21 protein-coding genes are annotated in these 22,375 nt (G+C 65.4%); 14 read left to right on the forward strand and 7 right to left on the reverse strand.

Annotated elements, in window-relative coordinates:
• Positions 1 to 139: 139 nt before the first annotated feature.
• Positions 140 to 1,081 (reverse strand): DUF6384 family protein, encoded by a 942-nt coding sequence (locus ASC89_RS14535; protein ID WP_055877110.1) that lies wholly within the window; start codon positions 1,079 to 1,081, stop codon positions 140 to 142.
• A gap of 24 nt (positions 1,082 to 1,105) precedes the next feature.
• A complete protein-coding gene (locus tag ASC89_RS14540; protein ID WP_055877111.1) occupies positions 1,106 to 2,293 on the reverse strand; it encodes a hypothetical protein in 1,188 nt (395 codons plus the stop codon).
• Positions 2,294 to 2,530: 237 nt separating this feature from the next.
• Here ASC89_RS14540 and ASC89_RS14545 point away from each other — a divergent pair, with 237 nt between their 5' ends.
• The 9 genes from ASC89_RS14545 to ASC89_RS14585 all read left to right on the forward strand — a co-directional run bounded on the left by ASC89_RS14545 (position 2,531) and on the right by ASC89_RS14585 (position 12,406).
• Entirely contained in the window at positions 2,531 to 2,992 is a 462-nt protein-coding gene (locus tag ASC89_RS14545) for a CoxG family protein (protein ID WP_055998914.1), read from the forward strand.
• 182 nt (positions 2,993 to 3,174) lie between these two features.
• Positions 3,175 to 4,167 carry a BMP family protein gene (locus ASC89_RS14550; RefSeq protein WP_055877118.1) on the forward strand — a complete coding sequence of 331 codons (993 nt, stop codon included), beginning with the start codon at positions 3,175 to 3,177 and terminating at the stop codon, positions 4,165 to 4,167.
• A gap of 76 nt (positions 4,168 to 4,243) precedes the next feature.
• Positions 4,244 to 5,788, forward strand: a complete 1,545-nt coding sequence (locus tag ASC89_RS14555) for an ABC transporter ATP-binding protein (RefSeq protein ID WP_055999037.1) — start codon at positions 4,244 to 4,246, stop codon at positions 5,786 to 5,788.
• Positions 5,785 to 6,921 (forward strand): ABC transporter permease, encoded by a 1,137-nt coding sequence (locus ASC89_RS14560; RefSeq protein WP_055998916.1) that lies wholly within the window; start codon positions 5,785 to 5,787, stop codon positions 6,919 to 6,921. The genes ASC89_RS14555 and ASC89_RS14560 overlap by 4 nt, the downstream gene beginning before the upstream one ends.
• A 3-nt stretch (positions 6,922 to 6,924) precedes the next feature.
• The gene (locus ASC89_RS14565; protein ID WP_055998918.1) at positions 6,925 to 7,890 is read left to right on the forward strand and encodes an ABC transporter permease; all 966 of its coding nucleotides are present in this window, start codon (positions 6,925 to 6,927) and stop codon (positions 7,888 to 7,890) included.
• On the forward strand, positions 7,890 to 8,297 hold the full coding sequence (locus ASC89_RS14570; protein WP_055998920.1) for a cytidine deaminase: 408 nt from the start codon (positions 7,890 to 7,892) through the stop codon (positions 8,295 to 8,297). The genes ASC89_RS14565 and ASC89_RS14570 overlap by 1 nt, the downstream gene beginning before the upstream one ends.
• 59 nt (positions 8,298 to 8,356) lie before the next feature.
• Complete coding sequence (gene deoC, locus ASC89_RS14575) at positions 8,357 to 9,379, forward strand: deoxyribose-phosphate aldolase (protein ID WP_055877130.1); 1,023 nt, start codon at positions 8,357 to 8,359, stop codon at positions 9,377 to 9,379.
• A gap of 159 nt (positions 9,380 to 9,538) precedes the next feature.
• Positions 9,539 to 11,911 (forward strand): aldehyde dehydrogenase family protein, encoded by a 2,373-nt coding sequence (locus ASC89_RS14580; protein WP_055998925.1) that lies wholly within the window; start codon positions 9,539 to 9,541, stop codon positions 11,909 to 11,911.
• Positions 11,912 to 11,971: 60 nt separating this feature from the next.
• Complete coding sequence (locus ASC89_RS14585) at positions 11,972 to 12,406, forward strand: endonuclease domain-containing protein (RefSeq protein WP_055998927.1); 435 nt, start codon at positions 11,972 to 11,974, stop codon at positions 12,404 to 12,406.
• Positions 12,407 to 12,419: 13 nt separating this feature from the next.
• On the opposite strand, the gene ASC89_RS14590 is transcribed toward ASC89_RS14585, so the two are convergent.
• On the reverse strand, positions 12,420 to 13,448 hold the full coding sequence (locus ASC89_RS14590; protein ID WP_055998929.1) for an FUSC family protein: 1,029 nt from the start codon (positions 13,446 to 13,448) through the stop codon (positions 12,420 to 12,422).
• A gap of 23 nt (positions 13,449 to 13,471) precedes the next feature.
• Positions 13,472 to 14,731, reverse strand: coding sequence for an HlyD family secretion protein (locus ASC89_RS14595; protein ID WP_055998931.1), 1,260 nt, complete (start codon positions 14,729 to 14,731; stop codon positions 13,472 to 13,474).
• Positions 14,732 to 14,840: 109 nt separating this feature from the next.
• Between ASC89_RS14595 and ASC89_RS14600 the strand changes: the two genes are divergently transcribed.
• Positions 14,841 to 15,320, forward strand: a complete 480-nt coding sequence (locus tag ASC89_RS14600) for a MarR family winged helix-turn-helix transcriptional regulator (RefSeq protein WP_162247946.1) — start codon at positions 14,841 to 14,843, stop codon at positions 15,318 to 15,320.
• 26 nt (positions 15,321 to 15,346) lie between these two features.
• On the opposite strand, the gene ASC89_RS14605 is transcribed toward ASC89_RS14600, so the two are convergent.
• On the reverse strand, positions 15,347 to 15,742 hold the full coding sequence (locus ASC89_RS14605; protein WP_055998933.1) for a hypothetical protein: 396 nt from the start codon (positions 15,740 to 15,742) through the stop codon (positions 15,347 to 15,349).
• A 137-nt stretch (positions 15,743 to 15,879) separates the two neighbouring features.
• Positions 15,880 to 16,311: a VOC family protein gene (locus ASC89_RS14610; RefSeq protein ID WP_055877158.1), complete on the reverse strand. Its 432-nt coding sequence runs from the start codon at positions 16,309 to 16,311 to the stop codon at positions 15,880 to 15,882.
• A 200-nt stretch (positions 16,312 to 16,511) separates the two neighbouring features.
• Between ASC89_RS14610 and ASC89_RS14615 the strand changes: the two genes are divergently transcribed.
• Positions 16,512 to 17,252: a helix-turn-helix transcriptional regulator gene (locus tag ASC89_RS14615; protein WP_197421121.1), complete on the forward strand. Its 741-nt coding sequence runs from the start codon at positions 16,512 to 16,514 to the stop codon at positions 17,250 to 17,252.
• On the opposite strand, the gene ASC89_RS14620 is transcribed toward ASC89_RS14615, so the two are convergent.
• Positions 17,249 to 18,781 carry a serine hydrolase gene (locus tag ASC89_RS14620; protein ID WP_055998936.1) on the reverse strand — a complete coding sequence of 511 codons (1,533 nt, stop codon included), beginning with the start codon at positions 18,779 to 18,781 and terminating at the stop codon, positions 17,249 to 17,251. The genes ASC89_RS14615 and ASC89_RS14620 overlap by 4 nt on opposite strands.
• A gap of 323 nt (positions 18,782 to 19,104) precedes the next feature.
• Here ASC89_RS14620 and deoA point away from each other — a divergent pair, with 323 nt between their 5' ends.
• The 3 genes from deoA to upp are packed head-to-tail and all read left to right on the forward strand — an operon-like array spanning position 19,105 to position 22,247.
• Positions 19,105 to 20,424, forward strand: a complete 1,320-nt coding sequence (gene deoA, locus ASC89_RS14625; RefSeq protein ID WP_055877241.1) for a thymidine phosphorylase — start codon at positions 19,105 to 19,107, stop codon at positions 20,422 to 20,424.
• A complete protein-coding gene (locus tag ASC89_RS14630; RefSeq protein WP_055998939.1) occupies positions 20,424 to 21,602 on the forward strand; it encodes a phosphopentomutase in 1,179 nt (392 codons plus the stop codon). The genes deoA and ASC89_RS14630 overlap by 1 nt, the downstream gene beginning before the upstream one ends.
• A 15-nt stretch (positions 21,603 to 21,617) precedes the next feature.
• Positions 21,618 to 22,247, forward strand: coding sequence for a uracil phosphoribosyltransferase (gene upp / locus ASC89_RS14635; RefSeq protein WP_055877166.1), 630 nt, complete (start codon positions 21,618 to 21,620; stop codon positions 22,245 to 22,247).
• The last annotated feature ends 128 nt before the right edge of the window (positions 22,248 to 22,375 follow it).

The raw sequence follows: 22,375 nt of genomic DNA on the forward strand, positions 1-22,375 counted from the left end.
TGCACAGTGACTCGCTGCGCCGAGTCAGATGGTGCGGAGCACCCGAGAACCGGAGCGGAGCGTATGCCAATACGTGAGCACCGGAAGCGCAGGGTCTCCGTGCCAGATAGCCGGCGCAGTAGCGTCGATGTGCAGGTTCTCACCACCGTGTCACCGCTCCACCCAGCACGGGCATGACGTAGTCGACGTCGAGGAAGCCGTATTCCTTCAGCCCGAGGATATTGCGCTGCAGGATGCCGTCATCCTTCTTGTCGCTCTCCACTGCGCGATAGGTGCTTTCCGGCACCCGCACACCCCAGACGGCGACGTTCTCGGTCTCGCTGTTTTCCTCGTTGGTGACCGGCAGCGTCAGCGGCTTGCCGTCATCGCCGATCGCCTCGACCACCACGTAGTAGTTGGTCGCCGCCGTATTGACCTCGGGGAAGGTCCAGAACCCGGTTTTCTGCCCCTCGCGGTTGACGATCCTCAACTGGTATTCCTGCCGGATCTGGTCGCGCAGCCCGGTGAGCGAGGCGATTGCCTGCTCGGCGCCGGCGCGGTTGCCTTCGGCCGCGGCGGTCTTGCCGCGCCCCCGTATCTGCTCGGCCTCGGTCACCGCCTGCTGCACCTTGGTCTCTTCGAAGATCGACTGGTACAGCGCATCCATCTCGGCCGGCAGCTTCTCGCTGAGCTCGACCCGCGCCCCTTCGACCTGCGCCTGTTGGTACGGCCGGTAGGCGAAGAAATAGCCGCCCAGACCAACCACCAGGATCAGCGCGATCGCCAGTGCCGCCGGGCCCCATTTCTTGCGGCCGACATAGAGCTTGGCGAGGCTGACCCCAAGGCTCGGCTTGGGCGGCGTGTAAACGAAGCGGCTCTCGTCGAGCGCTTTCACGCCCGCCATGAGCACTGCGTCGGTCACCTCGATGCCCTGCTGCTGATAGATCTCGCGCAGCTTTTCGATCAGCTGCTTCTCGCGGGCATCGCCCGCGAGTTCGCGTTCGACCAGGTCCTGCCGGTGACGGAGCGTGTCGACCACGTCCATCGCCAGCATCACCTCGTCCAGCGGGGCCTTCTCGGCGGTCGCCGTCGTCGTGCTCATGGTCGAGCCCGTTCGCGCTCCAAATTAGGCCTTCTTTTCTTCGAGGATCAGCGCGTTGCCGTCGGCAGCCAGCTGCGCCAAACGGCGCTTGCCGTCTTCGACCGCATCGCGGATCTCGGCCGAGTTCTTGGTCGCTGCATCGCGCATCTCGTTGATGATGACGCGCGACTTTTCCTGGAACGTCACCACCGAGTCGACCAGCTTCTTGACCGCATCGGCGCGGATGGTCGGACCGTACCCGGCCCGCACCGCCGCTTCGCCCACCCGGTCGCCGATCTCCGAGAGCGTTTCGAGGCTCTTGGACATGCCTTCCTTCATGGCGTTCAGCGTCTCGGTCGATTCATGCAGGCCGAACAGCCCGGTGAACGAGGCACTGAGCGCGGTGAACACCGTCTCGTTGGTCGAAAAGAACGAAATCGCCTGCTGGTAGACGCGCTCCTTGGCCTGCGTCGTCTGCATCAGCCGCGCCATTACCACTTCGGAAGTGGAGTAGGAGATGGTGAGGTTGTCGCTCAGGTCCTTGGCGATCTGGTAGCGGCGCTCCTCGTTCTGCAGGTCGCGCAGCTTCTCGTCGCGGTCCATCTCGAGCTTGGCGCGATCCGCCGGCGTGCCGGCGGTGAACGCCGCGAGTGCGTCGCCGGCCGCCTTCAGGATCACCTTCTTGTCGTCGAGCTTCTTGGTCGCGACGTCGAGCAGTTCGAGCGCCATCACTTCGGACTGCTTCAGCGCGCCGCGGAAATCGCGATAGGCCTCGAGGATGGTGTGCTCGCGGTCGACCTGGTTCTTGGTCTCCTTGGAGACATCGAGATAGATGTTGCGGATCTTGTCGAAACGCGAGGCGATGTCGCCGCGGCTGACCTTCATCCAGACGTTGGAAACCCGCTCCATCAGGTCGAGCTTGCCGTCGTCGAGCTGGTCGACCATGCCCTTGGCGTCGTCGCGGATCGAGTTGAAGCCGTTGGTGATGTCTTCGTAGCGCTCGCCGACATTCATCGCCGCGACCTGGCTGCGCACCACCTCGTTGAAGGCGCTCGCCTGGGTCAGCGTGCGGCCGATCAGGATGACCTTGTTTTCGTCGAGGCCGGTGATCTCGTTCAAGAGACCAGTGATCGGCTGCTCGCCTGTCTGCTCGGGCCAAATGCCGAGCTGCTTGATCGCCCCCATCGCCTTGTCGAGATACTGCAGGGGCTTTTCCATCACTTCAGTGGCCATTTGGATGCGTTTCCCTCTATCGGTCACCTTGGGGTGACATGATTCACGTTCTCGGCGTCAGTTGCCAATGTTGCTTATATCGGCCGCGCCTGTTTTGCGCGATATGGTGCTTAAAAGCCTCACGAAAAGGGCATCAGCAGAAGTTTGCGACAACCGTTGCAGCGCCGCCGCGGTTGTCCATCCCGATCCCGCGCACTAGCTTGGTTTCGGACGGCACAATGGCGAGGAAATGACGGCATGGAATTCGGCGGCAGGTACCTCGTTTCGGCGCCCCGGCTCGCGGTCTGGCGGGCGCTCAACGACACCCAGGTGCTGAAAGCCATCATTCCCGGCTGCCGTCGCATCGACTGGACCGGCGAGACCACGCTGGAGCTGGAGATCGAGGTCAATCTCGGCCTGATGCAGCCGGTGTTTTCCGGCGACCTGGAGCTGCGCAACGTTGTGCCGGCCGAGAGCTACACGCTTGCCGGCAAGGGTCGCGGTGGGCTGCTCGGCAAGGCCGAGGCCGCCGCCGACATCGTGCTTTCAGATGCCGGCGAGCACACCCAATTGGTGTTTACTGCCAATGGCGGGGCCGATGGCGGCATCATGAAGCTGGGCAAGTCGCTGATCGGCAACTCCGCGCAGAAGCTCATCGACGGCTTCTTCGAACGCTTCGGCGAAGCCATGGGCGTCGAGGTGAAGCCGATCTCGGGGTGAGGGTGTCATCACCTCGCCGCGCACGCGCGTAAACCTTCCCCGCACGAATTTTGCCCACTTGGTCAAAATTTGCGCAGCTCCCTCTTGCAGAGCGCCGGTTTGCAGGATTGTATTCCTCCCAACGCGCCGGGCTGTCAGGGCGGCATGTGCCGTTGCCGGACGCGATACAGGGAGACTGATCCATGAACTATTTCACCAAGCGCATTTCTGCGCTCGCGGCTGGCGTGGCGCTGTCGGTGCTCGCCGCTGGTGCTGCGCTCGCCGATCCGGCGGTCATTTACGACCTGGGCGGCAAATTCGATAAGTCCTTCAACGAGGCGGCCTATAACGGCGCCGAGGCCTGGAAGAAGGAAACCGGTGGCAGCTTCACCGATCTCGAGCTGCAGAACGATGCGCAGCGCGAGCAGGCGCTCCGCCGCTTCGCTTCGCAGGGCGCCAACCCGATCGTGATGGCCGGCTTCTCCTGGGGCACCGCGCTCGGCACTGTCGCCGCCGAGTTCCCCGATACCCACTTCGTGGTGATCGACGCCGTCGTCGATGCGCCGAACGTGCAGTCGATCATCTTCGACGAGCACACCGGTTCGTTCCTCGTCGGCGCCATCGCGGCGCTGAAGTCGGCTACCGGCACCGTGGGCTTCGTGGGCGGCATGGACGTGCCGATCATCCACAAGTTCTACTGCGGCTACGCCCAGGGCGCCAAGGCCGCCAAGGCCGACGTGAAGATCATCGAAAACTATACCGGCACCACCCCGGCCGCCTGGAACGACCCGGTCACCGCTGGTGAGCTGACCAAGGCGCAGTTCGACGCTGGCGCCGACGTGGTCTTCGCCGCCGCCGGCGGTTCGGGCCTCGGCGTGCTGCAGGCCGCTGCCGACGCAGGCAAGTTCTCGATCGGCGTCGACAGCAACCAGAACTACCTGCACCCCGGCTCGGTGCTGACCTCGATGCTGAAGCGCGTCGACGTCGCCGTGCAGAGCTCGCTCACCGACGCGAACTTCAAGCCCGGCCTTACCGTGCTCGGCCTCAAGGAAAACGGCGTCGGTTATGCTCTCGACGACAACAACAAGGCGCTGATCACCGACGATATCAAGACGGCGGTCGACAAGTTCTCGGCTGACATCCAGTCGGGCGCGATCACCGTCCACGACTACACCGCCGACAACACCTGCCCGTAAGGTCCCTCGCGTGACCGAACCCGTGCAGAACGGCGACAACCTTCAGCAGCGGCCTTCCGGGGCCGCTGCATCTGATCTGGCCCAGACCGATCTGGCGATCGAGCTGACCGGCATCAACAAGCGCTTCGGCGCCGTGCATGCCAACAAGGACATCGACCTGAAAGTCCGTCGCGGCACGGTGCATGGCATCGTCGGCGAAAACGGCGCCGGCAAGTCGACGCTGATGTCGATCCTCTATGGCTTCTACACTGCCGATAGCGGCGAGATCCGCGTCAACGGCACCCCCCATGCCATCACCGACAGCCGCCACGCGCTGGCGCTCGGCATCGGCATGGTGCACCAGCACTTCATGCTGGTCGACAACTTCTCCATCCTCGAGAACGTCGTACTCGGCGCCGAGGATAGCGCGCTGCTCGGCCCCAGCCTCGATCGCGCGAAGAAGGAACTGACCCGCCTCGCCAAGGAATACCGCCTCGACGTCAATCCCGATGCCATCATCGAGGACGTCTCGGTCGGCACCCAGCAGCGCGTCGAAATTCTGAAGGCGCTCTATCGCGGCGCCGATGTCTTGATCCTCGATGAGCCGACCGGGGTGCTCACCCCGGCCGAGGCGGACGACCTGTTCCGCGTGCTCCGCACCCTGCGCGACCAGGGCAAGACCATCATTCTCATCACCCACAAGCTGCGCGAGATCATGGCCATCACCGACTATGTGTCGGTCATGCGCCAGGGCGCCATGGTGGATACGCTCAAGACCTCGGAGACCAACCCCGAGCAGCTGGCCGAGCTGATGGTCGGCCGCCGCGTGCTGCTGCGTGTCGAAAAGACCGCCGCCAAGCCGGGCGATACCTTCCTCTCGGTCGAAAACCTCGTGGTCAAGGACGACCTCGGCGTCACCCGGGTCAAGGATGTGAGCTTCACCGTGCGGGCCGGCGAGATCGTCGGCATTGCCGGGGTCGCCGGTAACGGGCAGTCCGAACTGCTCGAATCCGTTTCCGGCATGCGCGACCAGGCGAGCGGCATTGTCCGCCTGAAGGGCACGCCACTGTCGCTCGAAGGCGATGACGGCGCACATCGTGCCCGCAAGGCCGGTCTCGCCCACGTGCCCGAAGACCGCCAGCGCATGGGCCTGATCACCGCCTTCGAAGAATGGGAAAACGCCATGCTCGGCTACGAGGATGACCCGGCCTATGGCAAGGGCATCATCCTCGACATCCCGGCAGCGCAGGCCCAGGCCCGCGAGCGCATCAAGAAGTTCGACATCCGCCCGGCCAACGAGCGGCTGAAGACCGCCAACTTCTCCGGCGGCAACCAGCAGAAGATCGTGCTCGCTCGCGAGATGGAGCGCAACCCGGACGTCTTGATCGTCGGTCAGCCGACCCGCGGCGTCGATATTGGCGCCATCGAGTTCATCCACAACCAGATCATCAAGATGCGCGATGCCGGCAAGGCGATCCTCGTGGTCTCGGTCGAGCTCGACGAAATCCGTTCGCTGGCCGACCGCATCCTCGTGATGTTCGATGGCCACATCGTCGGCGAAGCCGACCCCGCCACCGCCACCGAAGGCGAGCTCGGCCTGATGATGGCCGGCGTCACCGACAAAAAGGCGGCAGCCGAATGAGTAGCGCCATCCTCAAACCGCTGCCGCGCTGGGCCGACGTGGTCCTGTTGCCGATTCTCAACCTGGCGCTGGCCTTCATCGTTTCCGGCCTCGTCGTGCTCGCCATCGGGCAGGATCCGCTGGCGGCGCTCAACGCCATCGTCACCGGCGCCTTCGGCAATGGCTACAATTTCGGCTACACGCTCTACTACTCGACCAACTTCATCTTCACCGGCATTGCGGTGGCGGTGGCCGCCCATGCCGGGCTGTTCAACATCGGCGGGAACGGCCAGGCCTATATCGCCGGCCTCGGCGTCATCGCCGTGGCGCTGCCGCTGCAGTTCCTGCCCTGGTGGATCACCTTCCCCATCGCCGTCGTCGCCGGCGCGGCGGTGGGTGGGCTCTGGGGCTTCATTCCCGGGTGGCTGCAGGCCAAGCGCGGCTCGCACGTCGTCATCACCACCATCATGTTCAACTTCATCGCCGCGGCGATCATGGTCTACATGGTGGTGAACGTGTTGAAGCCGGCGGGCATCCTCGCGCCAGAATCGGCGATGATCGCCCCCGAAGGCCGCATGCCGAAACTCGGCGCCTTCATTCCGTGGTTCAAGAACACCGACGTCAACTTCACGCTGCTGCTGGCGTTGCTCTGCCTCGTCGGCGCCTACATCCTCATCTGGCACACCCGCTTCGGCTTCGCCATGCGGGCGCTGGGTCAGAACCCGACGGCCACCCGCTATGCCGGCATGTCCAACAGCCGCATCATCATGATCGTCATGACCATGTCCGGCGCGCTCGCCGGCATGGTGGCGGTCAACCAGGTGGTCGGCGTGCAGTACCGGCTGGTGCTCGATTACGTCGCCGATGCCGGCTTCGTCGGCATCGCCGTAGCGCTGATGGGGCGCAACCATCCGATCGGCATCCTCCTCGCCGCGGTGCTGTTCGGAGCGCTCTACCAGGGCGGCAACGAGCTGCAATACGTGATCCCGGGGTTGAGCAAGGAAATGGTCGTCGTCATCCAGGCGCTGGTCATCCTGTTCACCGGCGCCATGGAAGGGCTGTTCCGCCCCGGCCTGCAGCGTGTGTTCATGACCTTGTCACCGCGCCAGAAGGCTGCGGCGGTCGAGGCCAATAGCGTCAAGTCGGGGAGCTGAGCCATGGATCTCGGTCTCATCCTCTCCACCCTCGACGCGACGCTGCGGCTGTCGACGCCGCTGCTGCTCGCCTGCCTTGCCGGGCTCTATTCCGAGCGCGCCGGCGTGTTCGACATCGGCCTCGAGGGCAAGATGCTGGCCTCGGCTTTTGCCGCTGCCGCCGTCGCCGCGGTCACCGCCAATGTCTGGCTCGGGCTGCTTGCCGGCCTTGCCGTCTCGATCACCACGGCAGGGCTGCAGGGTGCTGCCGCCATCACGCTGCGCGGCAACCAGCTGATCGCCGGCGTCGCCATCAACATGCTGGCGGCCGGCCTCACCACCTTCCTCGGCATCCAGTGGTTCGGGCAGGGTGGGCGCACCCCGCAGCTCCCGGTCACCGGCCGTTTCCAGAACATCGACCTGCCGTTTGCCAACGAGCTCGCCGGTGTTCCGATCCTCGGGCAGATCTATTCCGAGCTGATCTCCGGCCACAACATCCTGGTCTATGTCGCCTTCCTCGCCGTGCCGATCACCTGGTGGGTGCTCTATCGCACCCGCTTCGGCCTCAGGCTGCGCGCCGTTGGCGAGAACCCCAAAGCGGTGGATACCGCCGGCATCTCGGTTACTCGCCTCCGCTATCAGGCGGTGCTGATCACCGGGCTGCTTTGCGGCCTCGCCGGGGCGTTCTTCTCGATCGCCCAGGGTTCCGGCTTCGGCAACAACATGACCGCCGGCAAGGGGTTTATCGCGCTCGCCGCGCTGATCTTCGCCAAATGGAAGCCGGTGCCGGCGATGTTCACCTGCCTGCTGTTCGGCTTCCTCGATGCGCTGCAGATCCGCCTGCAGGGCGCCGAGATTTTCGGCGTCGGCGTGCCGGTGCAGGCCATCCAGGCGCTGCCCTACCTGCTGACGGTGATCCTCCTGGCCGGCTTCATCGGCAAGGCCGTCGGCCCCAAGGCCGGTGGCGTCGCCTACACCAAGGAACGCTGATGCCTCATCCGCTGGACCCGCAGCTGCTGGCTGCCGCTGAAGCCGTTCGCGCCAAGGCCTACGCGCCCTATTCGAACTTCCAGGTCGGCACCGCCATCCTCGCCGATGACGGCAAGATCTATGTCGGCTGCAATGTCGAGAACGCCGCCTATCCGGTCGGCAACTGCGCCGAGCCCTCGGCCATCGCGGCCATGCTCGCCGGCGGCGCCAAACGCATCAAGCGCGTCTACACCACCGGGCCGGGCACGACGCCCGTCACCCCGTGCGGCGGCTGCCGCCAGCGCATCCGCGAGTTCGCCGATCAGGACGTCGTCGTCGTTTCGCACGGCATCGACGGCACGCCGCTCGAGCAGACCATCGCACAGCTGCTCCCGCACTCTTTCGGCCCCGAGTTTTTGGGCCGATAATGCCATTCAACGTACTGCCGCAAAGCCGGGCTAACCGGTAAGGCGCAAGGAGGCCATCCATGGAACTTCGCGTCGTCGACCCCGCTGCTGCAAAGCCCGCGAAATCAAAGCCGATCGAGGCTCCCGCCTCTTCGCACCGCAGAAATCCAGGCTTCCCACTCGATCTCGATTGGGTCGAGCGCGTCCGCATGAACCGTTCGGCGCTCGAGCGTCGCGCCGCGACGCTGCCGGCCCGCCGTACGGTGAAGAAGGACTGGCAGGCTGCCTGGCTGTTGAAGGCCATCACCCTGATGGACCTGACGACGCTCAACTCCGACGACACCCCGGGCCGGGTCGAGCGGCTCTGCGCCAAGGCCCGCCACCCGGTCCGGCAGGATATCATCGACGGTCTTGGCGTTGCCGACCTCGAGGTGAAGCCGGCCGCCGTCTGCGTCTACCACTCCTTCGTCAAGACCGCGGTCGATGCCCTCAAGGGCACCGGCATCAATGTCGCGGCAGTCTCCACGGCGTTCCCGCATGGCCTCGCGCCGCTCTCGACCCGCCTCGCCGAGATCGAGGCTTCGGTGGCTGACGGCGCCAACGAGATCGACATCGTCATCGAGCGCGGCATGGTGCTGCGCGGCGACTGGCAGGCGCTCTACGACGAAGTCCGGGCCATGCGGAAGGCCTGCGGCGATGCTCACATCAAGACCATCCTGGGCACTGGCGAACTGGCGACGCAGACCAATGTCGCCAAGGCCTCGCTGGTCTGCATGCTGGCCGGCGCCGACTTCATCAAGACCTCGACCGGCAAGGAAAAGGTCAACGCCAACCTCCAGACCTCGCTGTCGATGGTGCGGATGATCCGCTGGTTCCACGAGGAGACCGGCATCGAGGTCGGCTACAAGCCGGCCGGCGGCATCGCCACGGCCAAACTGTCGCTCGACTACATGGCGCTGATCAAGGAAGAGCTCGGCACCCACTGGCTGCAGCCGCATCTGTTCAGGTTCGGCGCGAGTTCCCTGCTGACTGACATCGAGCGGCAGCTCGAGCACACGCTGACCGGGCACTACGCCGCCGACTACCGGATGCCGATGGTGTGATGGTTCTGCCCCTCGCCCGGCGCTACGCGCCACCCTCTCCCTCAAGGGGAGAGGGGGACATGACTGAGAACTCTCGGCTCCTCCCTTCTCCCCTTGAGGGAGAAGGTGCCCGAAGGGCGGATGAGGGGCAGGCCACATACTCCCTCGTTGGAGAATGAAATGAACAAAATCGCCGAAATCTTCACCTCCCTCGACTACGGCCCGGCCCCGGAGTCCGCCGATGTCGCCCTCGCCTGGCTTGCCGCGCACGACAACACGTTCGGCCATTTCATCAACGGCGCGTGGACCAAGCCGGGCAAGACCTTTGCCTCCGAGAACCCAGCCAACGGCAAGGTCCTCGCCCAGGTCACCGATGGCACCGCCGCCGACGTCGATGCGGCGGTGAAGGCTGCCCGCGCCGCCTTCAAGCCCTGGGCCGCCCTCTCGGGCTACCAGCGTGGCAAATACCTCTATGCCATCGCCCGGTTGATCCAAAAGCATTCGCGCCTCTTCGCCGTGCTCGAAACCATGGACAACGGCAAGCCGATCCGTGAAAGCCGCGACGTCGATATCCCGCTGGTGGCGCGCCATTTCTACCACCATGCCGGCTGGGCCCAGCACCTCGAGCGCGAGTTCCCCGAGCACGTGCCCTATGGCGTCTGCGGCCAGATCATCCCGTGGAATTTCCCGCTGCTGATGCTGGCCTGGAAGATCGCGCCGGCGCTCGCTGCGGGGAACACCGTGGTGCTGAAGCCGGCCGAGTTCACCTCGCTCACCGCGCTGCTGTTCGCCGAAATCTGCGACAAGGCGCACCTGCCCAAGGGCGTCGTCAACATCGTCACCGGCGAGGGCGATACCGGCGCCGCCATCACCGGCCACCCTGACATCGACAAAATCGCCTTCACCGGCTCGACCGAGGTGGGGAAGATCATCAGGAGGGCCACGGCTGGCACCGGCAAGGGCATCTCGCTCGAGCTCGGCGGCAAGTCGCCCTACATCGTCTTCGATGACGCTGATATCGACTCGGCCATCGAGGGCCTCGTCGATGCCATCTGGTTCAACCAGGGCCAGGTCTGCTGTGCCGGCTCGCGCCTCTTGGTCCAGGAGTCGATCGAGGAGCGCTTCCTCGAAAAGCTGAAGAAGCGCATGTCGACCCTGCGTGTCGGCGATCCGCTCGATAAGGCGGTGGATATCGGCGCCCTCGTCGCCCCGGTGCAGGTCGAACGGGTCCGCGACCTGGTGAAGAAAGGCGTCGCCGAGGGCGGCCAGCTCTACGAGCCCGATATCGACGTGCCGGGCGGCGGCTGCTTCATCAAGCCGACGCTGATCACCAATGTGTCGACCGCCAACACCGTCGCCAACGAGGAAATCTTCGGGCCGGTGCTGGTCGAGATGAGCTTCCGAACTCCCGAGGAAGCGGTGGCGCTCGCCAACAACACCCGTTACGGCCTCGCCGCCACCATCTGGACCGAGAACGTCAACCTCGCCCTCGACATCGCGCCTAAGCTGAAGGCCGGCGTGGTCTGGATCAACTCCACCAACAATTTCGACGCTGCGGTCGGCTTCGGCGGCTACAAGGAATCCGGCTTCGGCCGCGAAGGCGGCCGGGAAGGCATGGCCTTCTACCTGAAGGCGAAGTGGGAGAAGGAGCTGAAACCCTTCGTCGCTGCGGCGGCCAAGTCCGGCAAGTCCGCCAATCCGCTCGACGATGCGGGCGGCATCGACCAGACCGCCAAGATGTACATCGCCGGCAAGCAGGCCCGTCCCGACAGCGGTTACTCCCGGCCGGTCCACGGTCCTTCGGGCGCGCTGGTCGGTGAAGTCGGCGACGGCAATCGCAAGGATATCCGCAACGCCGTAGAGGCAGCCCGCGCGGCACTGGGTTGGGCCACCACCTCGGCGCACAACCGGGCGCAGATCCTCTACTTCCTCGCCGAGAACCTCGAGTATCGCGCTGACGAATTCGCCGCCCGCCTCAGGGCACAAACCGGCGAGGATGGCGCCGCCGAAGTCGCCGCCAGCGTCGAGCGCCTGTTCGCCTTCGCCGGCTGGGCCGACAAATACGATGGCGCCGTGCACAATCCGCCGCAGCGCATGGTGGCGACCGCCATGGTCGAGGCGCTGGGCGCGATGGCCATCCTCGCCCCGCCGTCACGGCCGCTGCTCGGCTCGATTGCCCTCATCGCCCCGGCCCTCGCCATGGGCAACACCGTGGTGCTCGTCCCCTCCGACCGCTCGCCGCTGTCGATGACCGATTTCTACCAGGTGCTCGAAACCTCCGACGTGCCCTCGGGCGTCCTCAACATCGTCACGGGGGAGAGCAAGGTGCTGGCCAAGACGCTCGCCGAACATGACGGCATCGACGCCATCTGGTTCGCCGGCGACGCCGAAACCTCCGCCATGGTCGAAAAGGCCTCGGCCGGCAACGTCAAGCAGACCTGGACCAGCCGCGGCCTCTACTACGACCTGAGCGACAAGGCGAAATTCGAGGGTGATTACTTCCTGCGCCGTGCCACGCAGGTGAAGAACGTGTGGATTCCGTACGGGGCTTAAGCGCGATGGGCGCAGCAGGCGGGGCCAGGGGTGGGGGTCAGCCAGCACCGGAGTTTCGGCATGACGGTTGAGCGCGCCAGAGAACTCCGCCACAAAGCGACCGACCCGGAGCGAAGGCTCTGGGCCATCCTTCGCGTCTTCAGCGAGCGCGGCTACCATTTCCGTCGTCAACAGCAGATCGGCCCGTACTATGCCGATTTCGCCTGCATGCATGCCCAACTGATCATCGAAGCTGACGGCGAAACCCATACCTCCGCTGCCGGCCGGGACCATGATCGCGTCCGCGACGATTACCTGCACGCCCGCGGGTTTCGCGTCCTGCGTTTCTGGAACAATGAGATCACCGAGAACGCCGAAGGTGTTTTCACGATCATTGAGCAGACCCTGGCCACCGTGCCCGCACTGACCCCCAGCCTTGATCCCTCCCCGCAAGGGGGAGGGAGACGCAAGAGCCGCAAGGCTCTGCGCGATCTCGCCATCCGCACCGGCGACTAGACCTGACTTGAGGTCAGGCCGTCGCCGCCGCCATCCCCTTCCGCGGCAAAAACACCGCCTCCAGCAGCGACAGCAATGCGATCGCCCCGACCATCGCTCCGCTCGTCAGCACCACGCGTTGCACCACCACTTCGAAGGCATCGCGGGCGCCGAAGGTTGACGACAGCAGCATCACCAGCGCCACCGAGCAGATGTACTGGTAGTAGAGCGGCCGGCTCGCCCCGGTCGTCATCCTGTCGATGAGGAAGAAGGTGATGCTGGCGATCAGCGCCACCAGCACCGGGAACTGCGGCACCACATAGTAGATCGCCATGGCGCCCACTGCCACGACGGCGCCGACGATGGTGCCGCCGCCACGGTCGATCAGCTGCTGCAGCCGCCCGCCGCGATCCGGCTCGGCGCAGATGAAGGCCAGCATGATCGGCACGATCAAGAGGTTCATGTCGCCCGTCGCATAAGTCATCAGCATGATCGGCACATAGACGGCGAGCCGGATCAGCAGCTCGGCGGCCGGGTTCTCCGTCTCGAACGGTTTTGGCTGCTCGACATGCACGCGGGCCGTCTGCGGCGGGAACAGGATGTTCAGCACCACCGCAGTCACCCCGACGATCAGCCCGCCGGTCGCCATCGAGTCACGGATCGCCACCAGCGCCTGGTCGCTATAGAGCACAGACATCGACATCATCGCCGGAAACACCGTCAGCATCACGCCCAGGCGCGAGCCCTTGAACAGCATCAGCCCGATGCCGGCTCCGGCCAGCGCGATGTTGACCAGGACGAACAGCATCGGCTCGCTCACCGTCGCCGCCGCCAGCCAGCTGAAGACGAACGCCATCACCGGCAGCATCACCGGGCCCATGAACGAGCGCAGGTTGAGCGCGCCGCGCTGGTTCGACATCAGGCTCATCCCCAGCACCACCGGCATCATCGGTTGGGTGACGCCGAGCGGGTCGGCAAGGATCACGCAGATCGCGACGCTGAGCGCCGTACGCAGCGCCAGGTACGGATCCTCGTTGGGGTCGACGCGAGTCAGCTCTTCCATCTTCGCCTCCTGGAGAGAAAATCCTAGTTGAGGCCCGACAGCAGGCCGCTGATGCCCATCAGCCCACGAGCGATGGTCGGCACGATCCCGTCTTCTGGCACGATCAGGACGCTCGCTTCCGAGCCGAGCCGTACATTGGCGGGGAACGTGCTCATGTCGTCGATACTGACGCGCACCGGGATTTTCCGCGCCGGCGGGAACCAGCGGGTGTCGTTCGACGATTGCGCCAGGCCATTGGCCGTGGTGCGGCCGCTATTGATGCCCCAGGCAATGCTGTCGACCGTGGCTTCGAATTGCTTCCCCGGCGCCGCCTCGAACATCACCACGGCCTTGTCGCCCGGCTGGACGTTGACCAGTTGGTTCTCGCGCAGGTCGGCAATCACCATCTGCGTTTTGGGGTTGATGAAGGTCAGCGCCGGCGTGCCGGCGGCAACGAACTGCCCCTCGGCCAGCGACAGGTTCGACACATAGCCGTCGGCCGGCGCCAGAACCGTGGTGTTGCGGAGCGCGAATTCGGCCTTGTCGACCGCCGCCTGCGCCGCCCGCACGTTGGGGTTGCTGGCATCCGCCGTGCTGGCCGACGCCTTGATCCGCTCGAGATCGGCCTTTGCCGCCTCGACGTTAAGCGCCGCCGTCCTGGCGTTGGCGTCCGCCGTGTTGAACTTCGCCTGCGACAGCAGGCCCTTATCGTGGAGCTGCGTGGCGCGCTCCAGTTCCTGCTGCGCAATGGTCAGCGCCACCTCGGTCTGCGCCAGCTTGGCCTCGGCGGCCGGCACCGCCGCGACACCCGAAGTCACGTTGTTCATCGCCTGGTCGAGCTGGCCCCTCGCCTGCGCCACGTCCATCAGGAACGTCGTGTCGTCGATCTCGAACAGCGGCTGGCCGGCTTTCACCTCGGCATTGTCTGATATCAGCACGTGCTTGACCGGCCCGGCGACGCGCGGCGCCACCTGGGTCACCTGCGCCGTGATCGAGGCGCCCGAGGCGAACGGCGCATAGTGATCGGCCAGCGGATACCAGGCGACCACGCCGCCCAGTGTCACCAGGAGGCCGATGCCGAACAGCTTTGCCTTCCTGCGGCTCTTGTTCGGCGCCTCGGTCGGTGCTGCCGCGGCCTCTGCCGCAACGGTCGCGGGCAGGGGAGTCGGCCCGGGTTCCGCCACTCGCTCCACGGGAATGTTCACCACCTTGGACTGGTTCGTCGCGCGCCCAATGGCGGGAAGCCCCGCCTTGTCAGCGTTCACAGCGTCTTTGTGGTCCATCGTCGCCTGTGCCTGTGCCATAGTCCGCTCCATTGGCTGCATTCGTCTGATCCCCATCTAGGGCAGCTGATTTAACTTTGCAACAAAGATACTATGTTGCATAGCTATGTTGCGCGTGAGGAATGAGACGTTGGAACGAAAGCCCGAGATGGATGAGCTGCTGCGCGACCTGACCGCCGAGGTGACGCACGTCTATCGCTGGCTGGCCGAGCAGGCAGGTATCAATCACACCGATCTGATGTGCCTGTTCTTCGTGCGCTCGTCGGGCGGCCAGGCGACGCCCAAAGCCATCTCGCAGCATCTGGGGCTCACCACCGGCGCCACCGCCATCATGCTCAACCGGCTGGAGGCCGCCCGCTTCATCGTGCGCCATCCGCACCCGACCGACCGGCGCGGCGTGCTGATCATGCTCGGACCCGCCACCGAGGAATCGGGTCTCCTGCAGCTGCGCGACTATGTGCTGCGGATGAACCAGCCGGTGATCGCCTCATACTCCGAGGCCGAACTGGCGATCGTCCGCCGCTTCATCGGCGATATGCTGGCCAATACCCGCGATACCCTGCGCAAGACCCGCCTCGACAAAGCCGCTCCGGTGCCCACGGGCGAGTAACGGGCCAGCGCAAGCGCCGACGGGCCTCAGACCTCGAGCAGCGATTTCAGCGCGGTGAAATCCGTGCGGATCCATTCGAGCGCTGAGGCCAGTTGCTCGTCGTCCATCCCCGGCCGGCGGTAGAACACGAAGGTCACCAGCGTCCGGTTGCCATCGACGGTGACCCGCAGCGGCATCATCACCGGCTCCTCGCCTGCCTTGTACACTGCATGGTCGAGGATGCCCTCGCCATTGGGTGGGCTGAACCTGACGATGCGCGGCCCGAACTCGGTATCGCCGGCCCACTCGAGCGGGCCGATCTGCCGGAAGGTTGCGGCGTTGATCGCTGCCCAGCGCGGGTAGTTCCACGGCGAAGCAAGGAAGCGGTAGACCTCGGTCACCGGCTTGTCGATATAGGTCTCAATCGCGTGGGGTTCGAGCATGGCGGTCTACCGTTGCCGCCTCACGGGGCGGAACGCACCCTAACCCGCCCAGCGTGAACGACGCGTTGACGCTTCGTAGCGGAAGACCGCCTGCGCCGAAGCGAACAGGCGGTCTCTGCAGCTAACGCAACCCACGTTCAGGCGGCGCGGGCGGCCAGCATTTCCACATAATGCGGGTTGTACATGATCCCCAGCACGTTACCGAACGGGTCGACCACCGATGCGGTGACGAAGCCGGTCTCGCCACGCTTGGTGATCGCCTCGTATTCCTTTGCACCCAGCTCCTTCAGCCGGGCGAATGCCGCCTCGATGTCGTCGACATGCCAGAACAGGACCGCGCCACCGGGCCCGGGCTGCATCGCCTCGGGCGCATAGCGGCGATCGATGATGCCGAACTCGTCCTCGGTGTCACCGATGCGGAACTCGATGTAAGCCGGCTTCTCGCGGCTCGGCATCTGGAAGTAGGCTTCGACGCCGAATAGCTCGGCGTACCAGTCGCGGGCCGCGATGAGGTCGTCGGCGAAGAAGCTGACGGTAGCCATGCCGCGCAGGAAGTGCTTGTTGCTCATTTGGAATTTCCTTTCATCGTTGAGCTGATGCCCAGACAATGACCGATGCTCCAACCCCTGTATTTCAGAAATCCGCAGCGGCCGGAGAGACAGGTGCGTCCGGCGCGCCACGCGAGCCCGGGGAGCCACGCGAGCCCGGGGAGCCACGCGAGCCCTATGAGGCGCGCGGCCGGCTCGATCCCCTGGGTTTCGACCGTCACGTGCAGTTCCGCACCGTGCCGCCTTCGGCCGATCTCGAGCGCTTCATCGAGCATTTCTGGGTCATCCGCTGGGACAGCTCCCTGGGCCCCTACGATTCCGACCAGGTGATGCACCGGCCTTACGTCGATATCTTTCTGTCGGCCCAGGAGTCCGGCATCCAGGGCACCTTCCGCGGCAAGCGCACCTATTCGGCCGCCGGCAGTGGCCGCATCATCGGCGTGCGCTTTCGCCCCGGCGCCTTCCACGCTTTCTGGACCGGCGAAATGGCCGACCTGCAGGACAAGGTAGTGCCGCTGACTGCGGTGTTTCCCTGGGCAGATGCCAAGGGTATCGCCGCCATCCTGGCGCACGACGACGATGCGGTGATCGCCACGCTGCTCGAGCATATTCGCGCTGCCTCGCCTGTGGCCGATGGAACGCTCGAGGAGATCAACACTATTATCACGGCCGTCGAGACCGACGAGAACCTCACCACCGTCGCCGCGGTCGGCGAGGCCTTCAGTCGCAGCGAGCGCTGGCTGCAGCAGGCGTTTCGCGACTATCTGGGGATCGGCCTCAAATGGTTGCTGCAGCGCAAGCGCCTGCTCGCCGCCGCCGCAGAAATCCGTTTGAGCGACGAGCCCGATTGGGTCGGCATCGCCTACGACCTCGGCTACAGCAGCCAGCAGCACTTCATCACCGACTTCCGCACCGTGCTGGGCGCAACGCCGGTGCAGTACCATAAGAGCCTGACCCGCTAGGGCGTCCGGGCGAAGCTCCCTAGCCCGGATTTGTCGAACGCTTCGATCCATACCGAGCGCGCCTTGCCCGCGCCATCGAGCGCGAAGCTCACCCCGCTCAGGCCGGAGGCGTTCTCGCCGATGGTTTCGAAGGTGAACGTGTCGCGGTCGAAATGCGTGAGCCGGAACGAGCGCCGGTTCGGTCCGATCAGCAGGTTGAACCCGTCGGCGCCGGCGACCACCTCGATGGGGCCGTAAAAGTCATTGGCGAAGCTGCCGATATAGGCCGTGTCTGCGGCTGCGGGACCAGCGTCGGCCGGTGGGGTATCGAAGTTGTGCGAGATCCCGTCCGCCGCCATCTGCGCGAAGATGCCGGTAAACACCTCCTGCCATGGGTAGCGTGGCGCGCCGAGAATGGCGTTGTCCATGAAGGCGTTGGCCAGCGTTTCCGATACGCCCACCGGCGCGCCGTTGGTCAACACGATCACCCCCAGCTTGTCGTCGAGCGAGATGTTGACCGTTGTTCCCGCGCCCATGGCGAAGGCGCCCGAGTGCGAGATCGAGTGCCGCGCGTCGCCGCCATAGCCGACATTCCAGCCCAGCCCGTAGAATGACGGCGTCCCGTTGGGGGCGTAGCCGGTGATCATTACCGGCAGGTGCGCCTCCTCGAGTGGCGCGGCGGCGATCACCTGCTTGCCCTCGAACATGCCGTCGTTCACCAGCAGCCGCACCCACCTGGTCAGGTCGTTCACCGATGAGGAGACGCCGCCGGCCGGCGATTGCGCGTCGGGCTGCCGCTGCTCGACGAAGGCCCATTTGCCGTCGACCCTGATATGGCCGGCGGCGCGGTTGGCCTCCGCCATGAAATCGGCATAGCGCGAGCTGGTCGACGCCATGCCGAGCGGCTTGTAGAGCCGCTCCTCCGACAAGGTTTCCCAGTCCATGCCGGTTGTCGATGCTGCCGCCACTGCGGCGGCGGTGATGCCGAAATTGGTGTAGGCGTAGCCGGAGCGGAAGCTGGTCAGCGGCGGCTGGAAGCGCAGCCGGTGCAGCACCGCCTCGCGATCGTAGCCATAGTCTTCCAAGAGGTCGCCGGCATGGTCGGGCAGCCCCGAGCGATGTGCGTAGAGATCGCGAAGCGTCACCTGGCTTGTCACCCACGGCTCCTGCATGGCGAAACCGGGTGTCAGGTCCATCAGCCGCGTGTCCCAGCTGAGCTTGCCGTCGCCGATCAGGCCCGAGATCACCGTCGAGCCGATCGGCTTCGATACCGAGGCGAGCTGGAACACCGTGTCCGGGTCGACCGGCTCGCCGGTCTCGACATTGCGGACCCCGAACCCCCCGGCAAAGATCACCGCGTCGCCGTGGACAACGGCGATGGCAATGCCAGGCGTCCGGTCGTCGGCTACGGCCTGCTTCGCGTCCGCGGCGAGCGTATCGAGCGCTTGCTGCAATTGCGCCGGCGGCAGCGGCTCACGCTCGCCGGCACGCGCTACGCCGGTCGCAGCGACAACGAGAGCGGCCAGTCCGAAACCAAGGTGGCGAAGCACGATAGATCCTCCAGGCGGGGCAGCTGGCGGTCGACAGGTAATGTCGAGCGAAATCGTCGTTGCCAGCTCACATGTGAACATCAGCTTGCGAGGTGCGACAAGAGCAAGTGCCATCGAGTCTTTAGCTAACGCGACCTCCTGCACCTGAAGTCGGTGGTGCGGGCCGGACTTAGTTCTCATGCCGAAGCAAAGGCGCAGCCGGCGCCGGTTTGTATTTCGACATTGTGTACGGAACCGTACCGAGGCCGCATGCCGGGTGGGTCAGAGCGCCGCCGCCTCATCTTGCCTTCGCCCGGCGGGCAGCGCAAAACACCGGCATGACCCTGCTCCCGCAAGAAACCATCATCCGCAAGCGCGACGGTCTCGCCCTCACGTCAGGCGAAATCTCCGGCTTCATCGGCGGGCTGACCGACGGTTCCGTCAGCCCGGCCCAGGCAGCCGCCTTCGCCATGGCGGTGTATTTCCGTGATATGTCGACCCCCGAGCGCGTCGCCCTCACCGAGGCTATGCGCGACTCGGGCACTGTGCTCGATTGGTCCGATCTCGATGGCCCGGTCGCCGACAAGCATTCGACCGGCGGGGTCGGGGACAACACCTCGCTGATGCTGGCGCCGATCCTTGCCGCCTGCGGCGTCTACGTGCCGATGATCTCCGGTCGCGGCCTCGGCCACACTGGCGGCACGCTCGATAAGTTCGATGCCATCCCCGGCTACAGCACCAGCCCGGATAACGCGTTATTTCGCAAGGTGGTGCGCGAGGCTGGTTGCGCCATTATCGGCCAGACCGCCGATCTCGCTCCGGCCGACAAGGTGCTCTATGCCATCCGCGACGTCACCGGCACGGTCGAATCCATCCCGCTGATCACCGCCTCGATCCTCAGTAAGAAACTGGCCGCCGGCCTCGGCGCCCTGGTCCTCGACGTGAAGACCGGTTCCGGCGCCTTCATGCCGACATTGGAGAAATCCCGCGCCCTGGCCGATAGCCTCGTCTCGGTGGCCAATGGCGCCGGGCTGCGCACCGCCGCGCTGATCACCGACATGAACGAGCCCCTCGCTTCGGCTGCCGGCAACGCTCTCGAAGTGCGCAACGCCGTCAACTTCCTCACTGGCAAAGGGGCGGACGGCCGGCTCTTTGACGTCACCCGGGCGCTCTGCGTGGAGGCCCTGTCGCTGACCGGCGTGGAGCGCAGCGACGCGGGCGCCGCAGTGGACCGCCTCCTCCCCAGCGGCGAGCCGGCGGAGCGGTTTGCGCGCATGGTGACCGGCCTTGGCGGGCCCAGCGATTTCATCGATCGCATGGACGATTACCTGCCCCGCGCCAGCATCGTTCGCGACATCTATCCAGATGAAGCGGGCCAGGTTCAGCAGATCGATACCCGCGCCGTCGGCATGGCGGTGGTGGTGCTCGGCGGCGGCCGTACACGCCCCACCGATAACATCGACCATGCTGTCGGTTTCGACAACCTGGCGCCCATCTGGCGTGTGGTTGGGCCAGGCAGACAACCGATCGCTCGCCTCCATGCCAACGATCCGGCTGTAGCCGACGAAGCCGAGCGCCGCATCAAGTCCGCCTATCGCATCGGCGAGGGGGCACCCGACCCCACGATCATCTACGACCGGATCGGCCCCGAGGAGTTTGCCTGATGCCCCGCGCCATTCTCTGCATCCTCGACAGCTTTGGTATCGGCGGCGCCCCCGACGCAGCCGATTACGGCGACACCGGCGCCGACACGCTCGGCCATATCGCCGCCAACTACCAGCTATCGCTACCGAACCTGGACGCCCTCGGACTCGGCGCCGCGGCCAAACTCTCCACCGGTGAGGTTCCTCGCGGCCTCACGGACCAGCCGAGGGGCGGACGCTGGGGCGTCGGCCGCGAGGTCAGCAAAGGCAAGGACACCCCGTCCGGCCATTGGGAAATCGCCGGCGTGCCGGTGCCGTTCGACTGGGGTTATTTCCCGCTGCAGGAGCCGACCTTCCCGCCCGACCTCATCGCCAAACTGATCGAGAAATCCGGCGTCCCCGGCATCCTCGGTAACAAGCATGCTTCCGGCACCACCATCATCGCCGAACTCGGCGAGGAGTCGATCCGGACCGGCAAGCCGATCTGCTACACCTCGATCGACAGCGTCTTCCAGATCGCCGCGCACGAGAGCCATTTTGGCCTCGAGCGGCTCTACCAGCTCTGCGAAACCGCCTTCGAACTCACTGCGCCACTCAATATCGGCCGTGTCATTGCCCGCCCGTTCGTCGGCGAGACCGCCGCCACCTTCAAGCGCACCGGCAACCGCCGCGACTTCGCCATCGCCCCGCCCGAGCCGACCTTGCTCGATCGGGCCAAGGGTGCGGGGCGGCAGGTCTACGCCATCGGCAAGATCTCCGACATCTATGCGGGGCACGGCGTCACCCACAAGATCAAGGCCACCGGCAATATGGCGCTGTTCGATCGCACCCTCGAAGCGATGGAAATGGCCGCCGACGGCGCCTTCATCATGACCAACTTCGTCGATTTCGATCAGGATTTCGGCCATCGCCGCGATGTGCCGGGCTATGCCCAGGCGCTCGAAGCCTTCGATGCGCGCCTGCCCGAGCTGATCGCGGCACTGCGGCCCGACGATCTCGTCGTCCTCACCGCCGACCACGGCAACGATCCGACCTGGCGCGGTTCCGATCACACCCGCGAACAGACCCCGATCATGGCCTTTTCCCCAGCCCTCACGCCCGGAACCATTGGCATCCGGCCGACCTTTGCGGATATAGGAGAGAGTATCGCCCGCTGGCTCGGCCTTGCGCCCGGCCCCCACGGCAAATCCTTCCTCTAGCCCTTCGAGGTATCCATGCGCGGCGTAACGGTGATCGACCACCCGATGGTGCAGCACAAGCTCACCATCATGCGCGACAAGGATACCTCCATCGCGGGGTTCCGACGCCTGCTGCGCGAGATCGCGCACCTGATGTGCTACGAGGTGACGCGCGACCTGGAACTCGAGATGGTCGAGATCGAGACGCCGATGACCAAGATGGATGCCCCCACCATCAAGGGCAAGAAACTGGTCTTCGCCTCGATCCTGCGCGCCGGCAACGGCCTGCTCGACGGCATGCTCGATCTCGTCCCGGCCGCCCGCGTCGCCCATATCGGCATCTATCGCGACCACGAGACGCTGCAGCCGGTCGAGTACTACTTCAAGGCGCCATCAGAGCTCGACAACCGCCTGATCATCGTCGTCGATCCGATGCTGGCGACGGCCAATTCCTCGATTGCGGCAGTGGACAAGCTCAAGGAGCGTGGCGCCAACAACATCCGCTTCCTCTGCCTGCTCGCCGCCCCCGAGGGTATCGAGAAGTTCTCGACCGCCCACCCCGACGTGGCGATCTTCACCGCTGCAATCGACAGCCATCTCAACGAGAAGGGCTACATCATCCCCGGCCTCGGCGACGCCGGGGATCGGATGTATGGGACCAAGTAGGTCTTCACGCGCTGGTCGCGCTCCAGACGGGGCGCGCCACGCGCGGGGTCCTCGCTACGCTCGTCCAAGGGTGTGAACCGATGCCGCGGCGAATCCTCCCCCGCGCGGCGGGGGAGGGGGACCACCCG

The organism is Devosia sp. Root413D1, assembly GCF_001425235.1.
Taxonomy (GTDB): Bacteria; Pseudomonadota; Alphaproteobacteria; order Rhizobiales; family Devosiaceae; genus Devosia_A.

Coding starts and splice junctions, on each gene's coding strand:
- ASC89_RS14535 (WP_055877110.1), bottom strand. CDS start 1,081: ATGAGCACGACGACGGCGACCGCCGAGAAGGCCCCGCTGGACGAGGTG.
- ASC89_RS14540 (WP_055877111.1), bottom strand. CDS start 2,293: ATGGCCACTGAAGTGATGGAAAAGCCCCTGCAGTATCTCGACAAGGCG.
- ASC89_RS14545 (WP_055998914.1), top strand. CDS start 2,531: ATGGAATTCGGCGGCAGGTACCTCGTTTCGGCGCCCCGGCTCGCGGTC.
- ASC89_RS14550 (WP_055877118.1), top strand. CDS start 3,175: ATGAACTATTTCACCAAGCGCATTTCTGCGCTCGCGGCTGGCGTGGCG.
- ASC89_RS14560 (WP_055998916.1), top strand. CDS start 5,785: ATGAGTAGCGCCATCCTCAAACCGCTGCCGCGCTGGGCCGACGTGGTC.
- ASC89_RS14565 (WP_055998918.1), top strand. CDS start 6,925: ATGGATCTCGGTCTCATCCTCTCCACCCTCGACGCGACGCTGCGGCTG.
- ASC89_RS14570 (WP_055998920.1), top strand. CDS start 7,890: ATGCCTCATCCGCTGGACCCGCAGCTGCTGGCTGCCGCTGAAGCCGTT.
- deoC (WP_055877130.1), top strand. CDS start 8,357: ATGGAACTTCGCGTCGTCGACCCCGCTGCTGCAAAGCCCGCGAAATCA.
- ASC89_RS14580 (WP_055998925.1), top strand. CDS start 9,539: ATGAACAAAATCGCCGAAATCTTCACCTCCCTCGACTACGGCCCGGCC.
- ASC89_RS14585 (WP_055998927.1), top strand. CDS start 11,972: ATGACGGTTGAGCGCGCCAGAGAACTCCGCCACAAAGCGACCGACCCG.
- ASC89_RS14590 (WP_055998929.1), bottom strand. CDS start 13,448: ATGGAAGAGCTGACTCGCGTCGACCCCAACGAGGATCCGTACCTGGCG.
- ASC89_RS14595 (WP_055998931.1), bottom strand. CDS start 14,731: ATGGCACAGGCACAGGCGACGATGGACCACAAAGACGCTGTGAACGCT.
- ASC89_RS14605 (WP_055998933.1), bottom strand. CDS start 15,742: ATGCTCGAACCCCACGCGATTGAGACCTATATCGACAAGCCGGTGACC.
- ASC89_RS14610 (WP_055877158.1), bottom strand. CDS start 16,311: ATGAGCAACAAGCACTTCCTGCGCGGCATGGCTACCGTCAGCTTCTTC.
- ASC89_RS14630 (WP_055998939.1), top strand. CDS start 20,424: ATGCCCCGCGCCATTCTCTGCATCCTCGACAGCTTTGGTATCGGCGGC.
- upp (WP_055877166.1), top strand. CDS start 21,618: ATGCGCGGCGTAACGGTGATCGACCACCCGATGGTGCAGCACAAGCTC.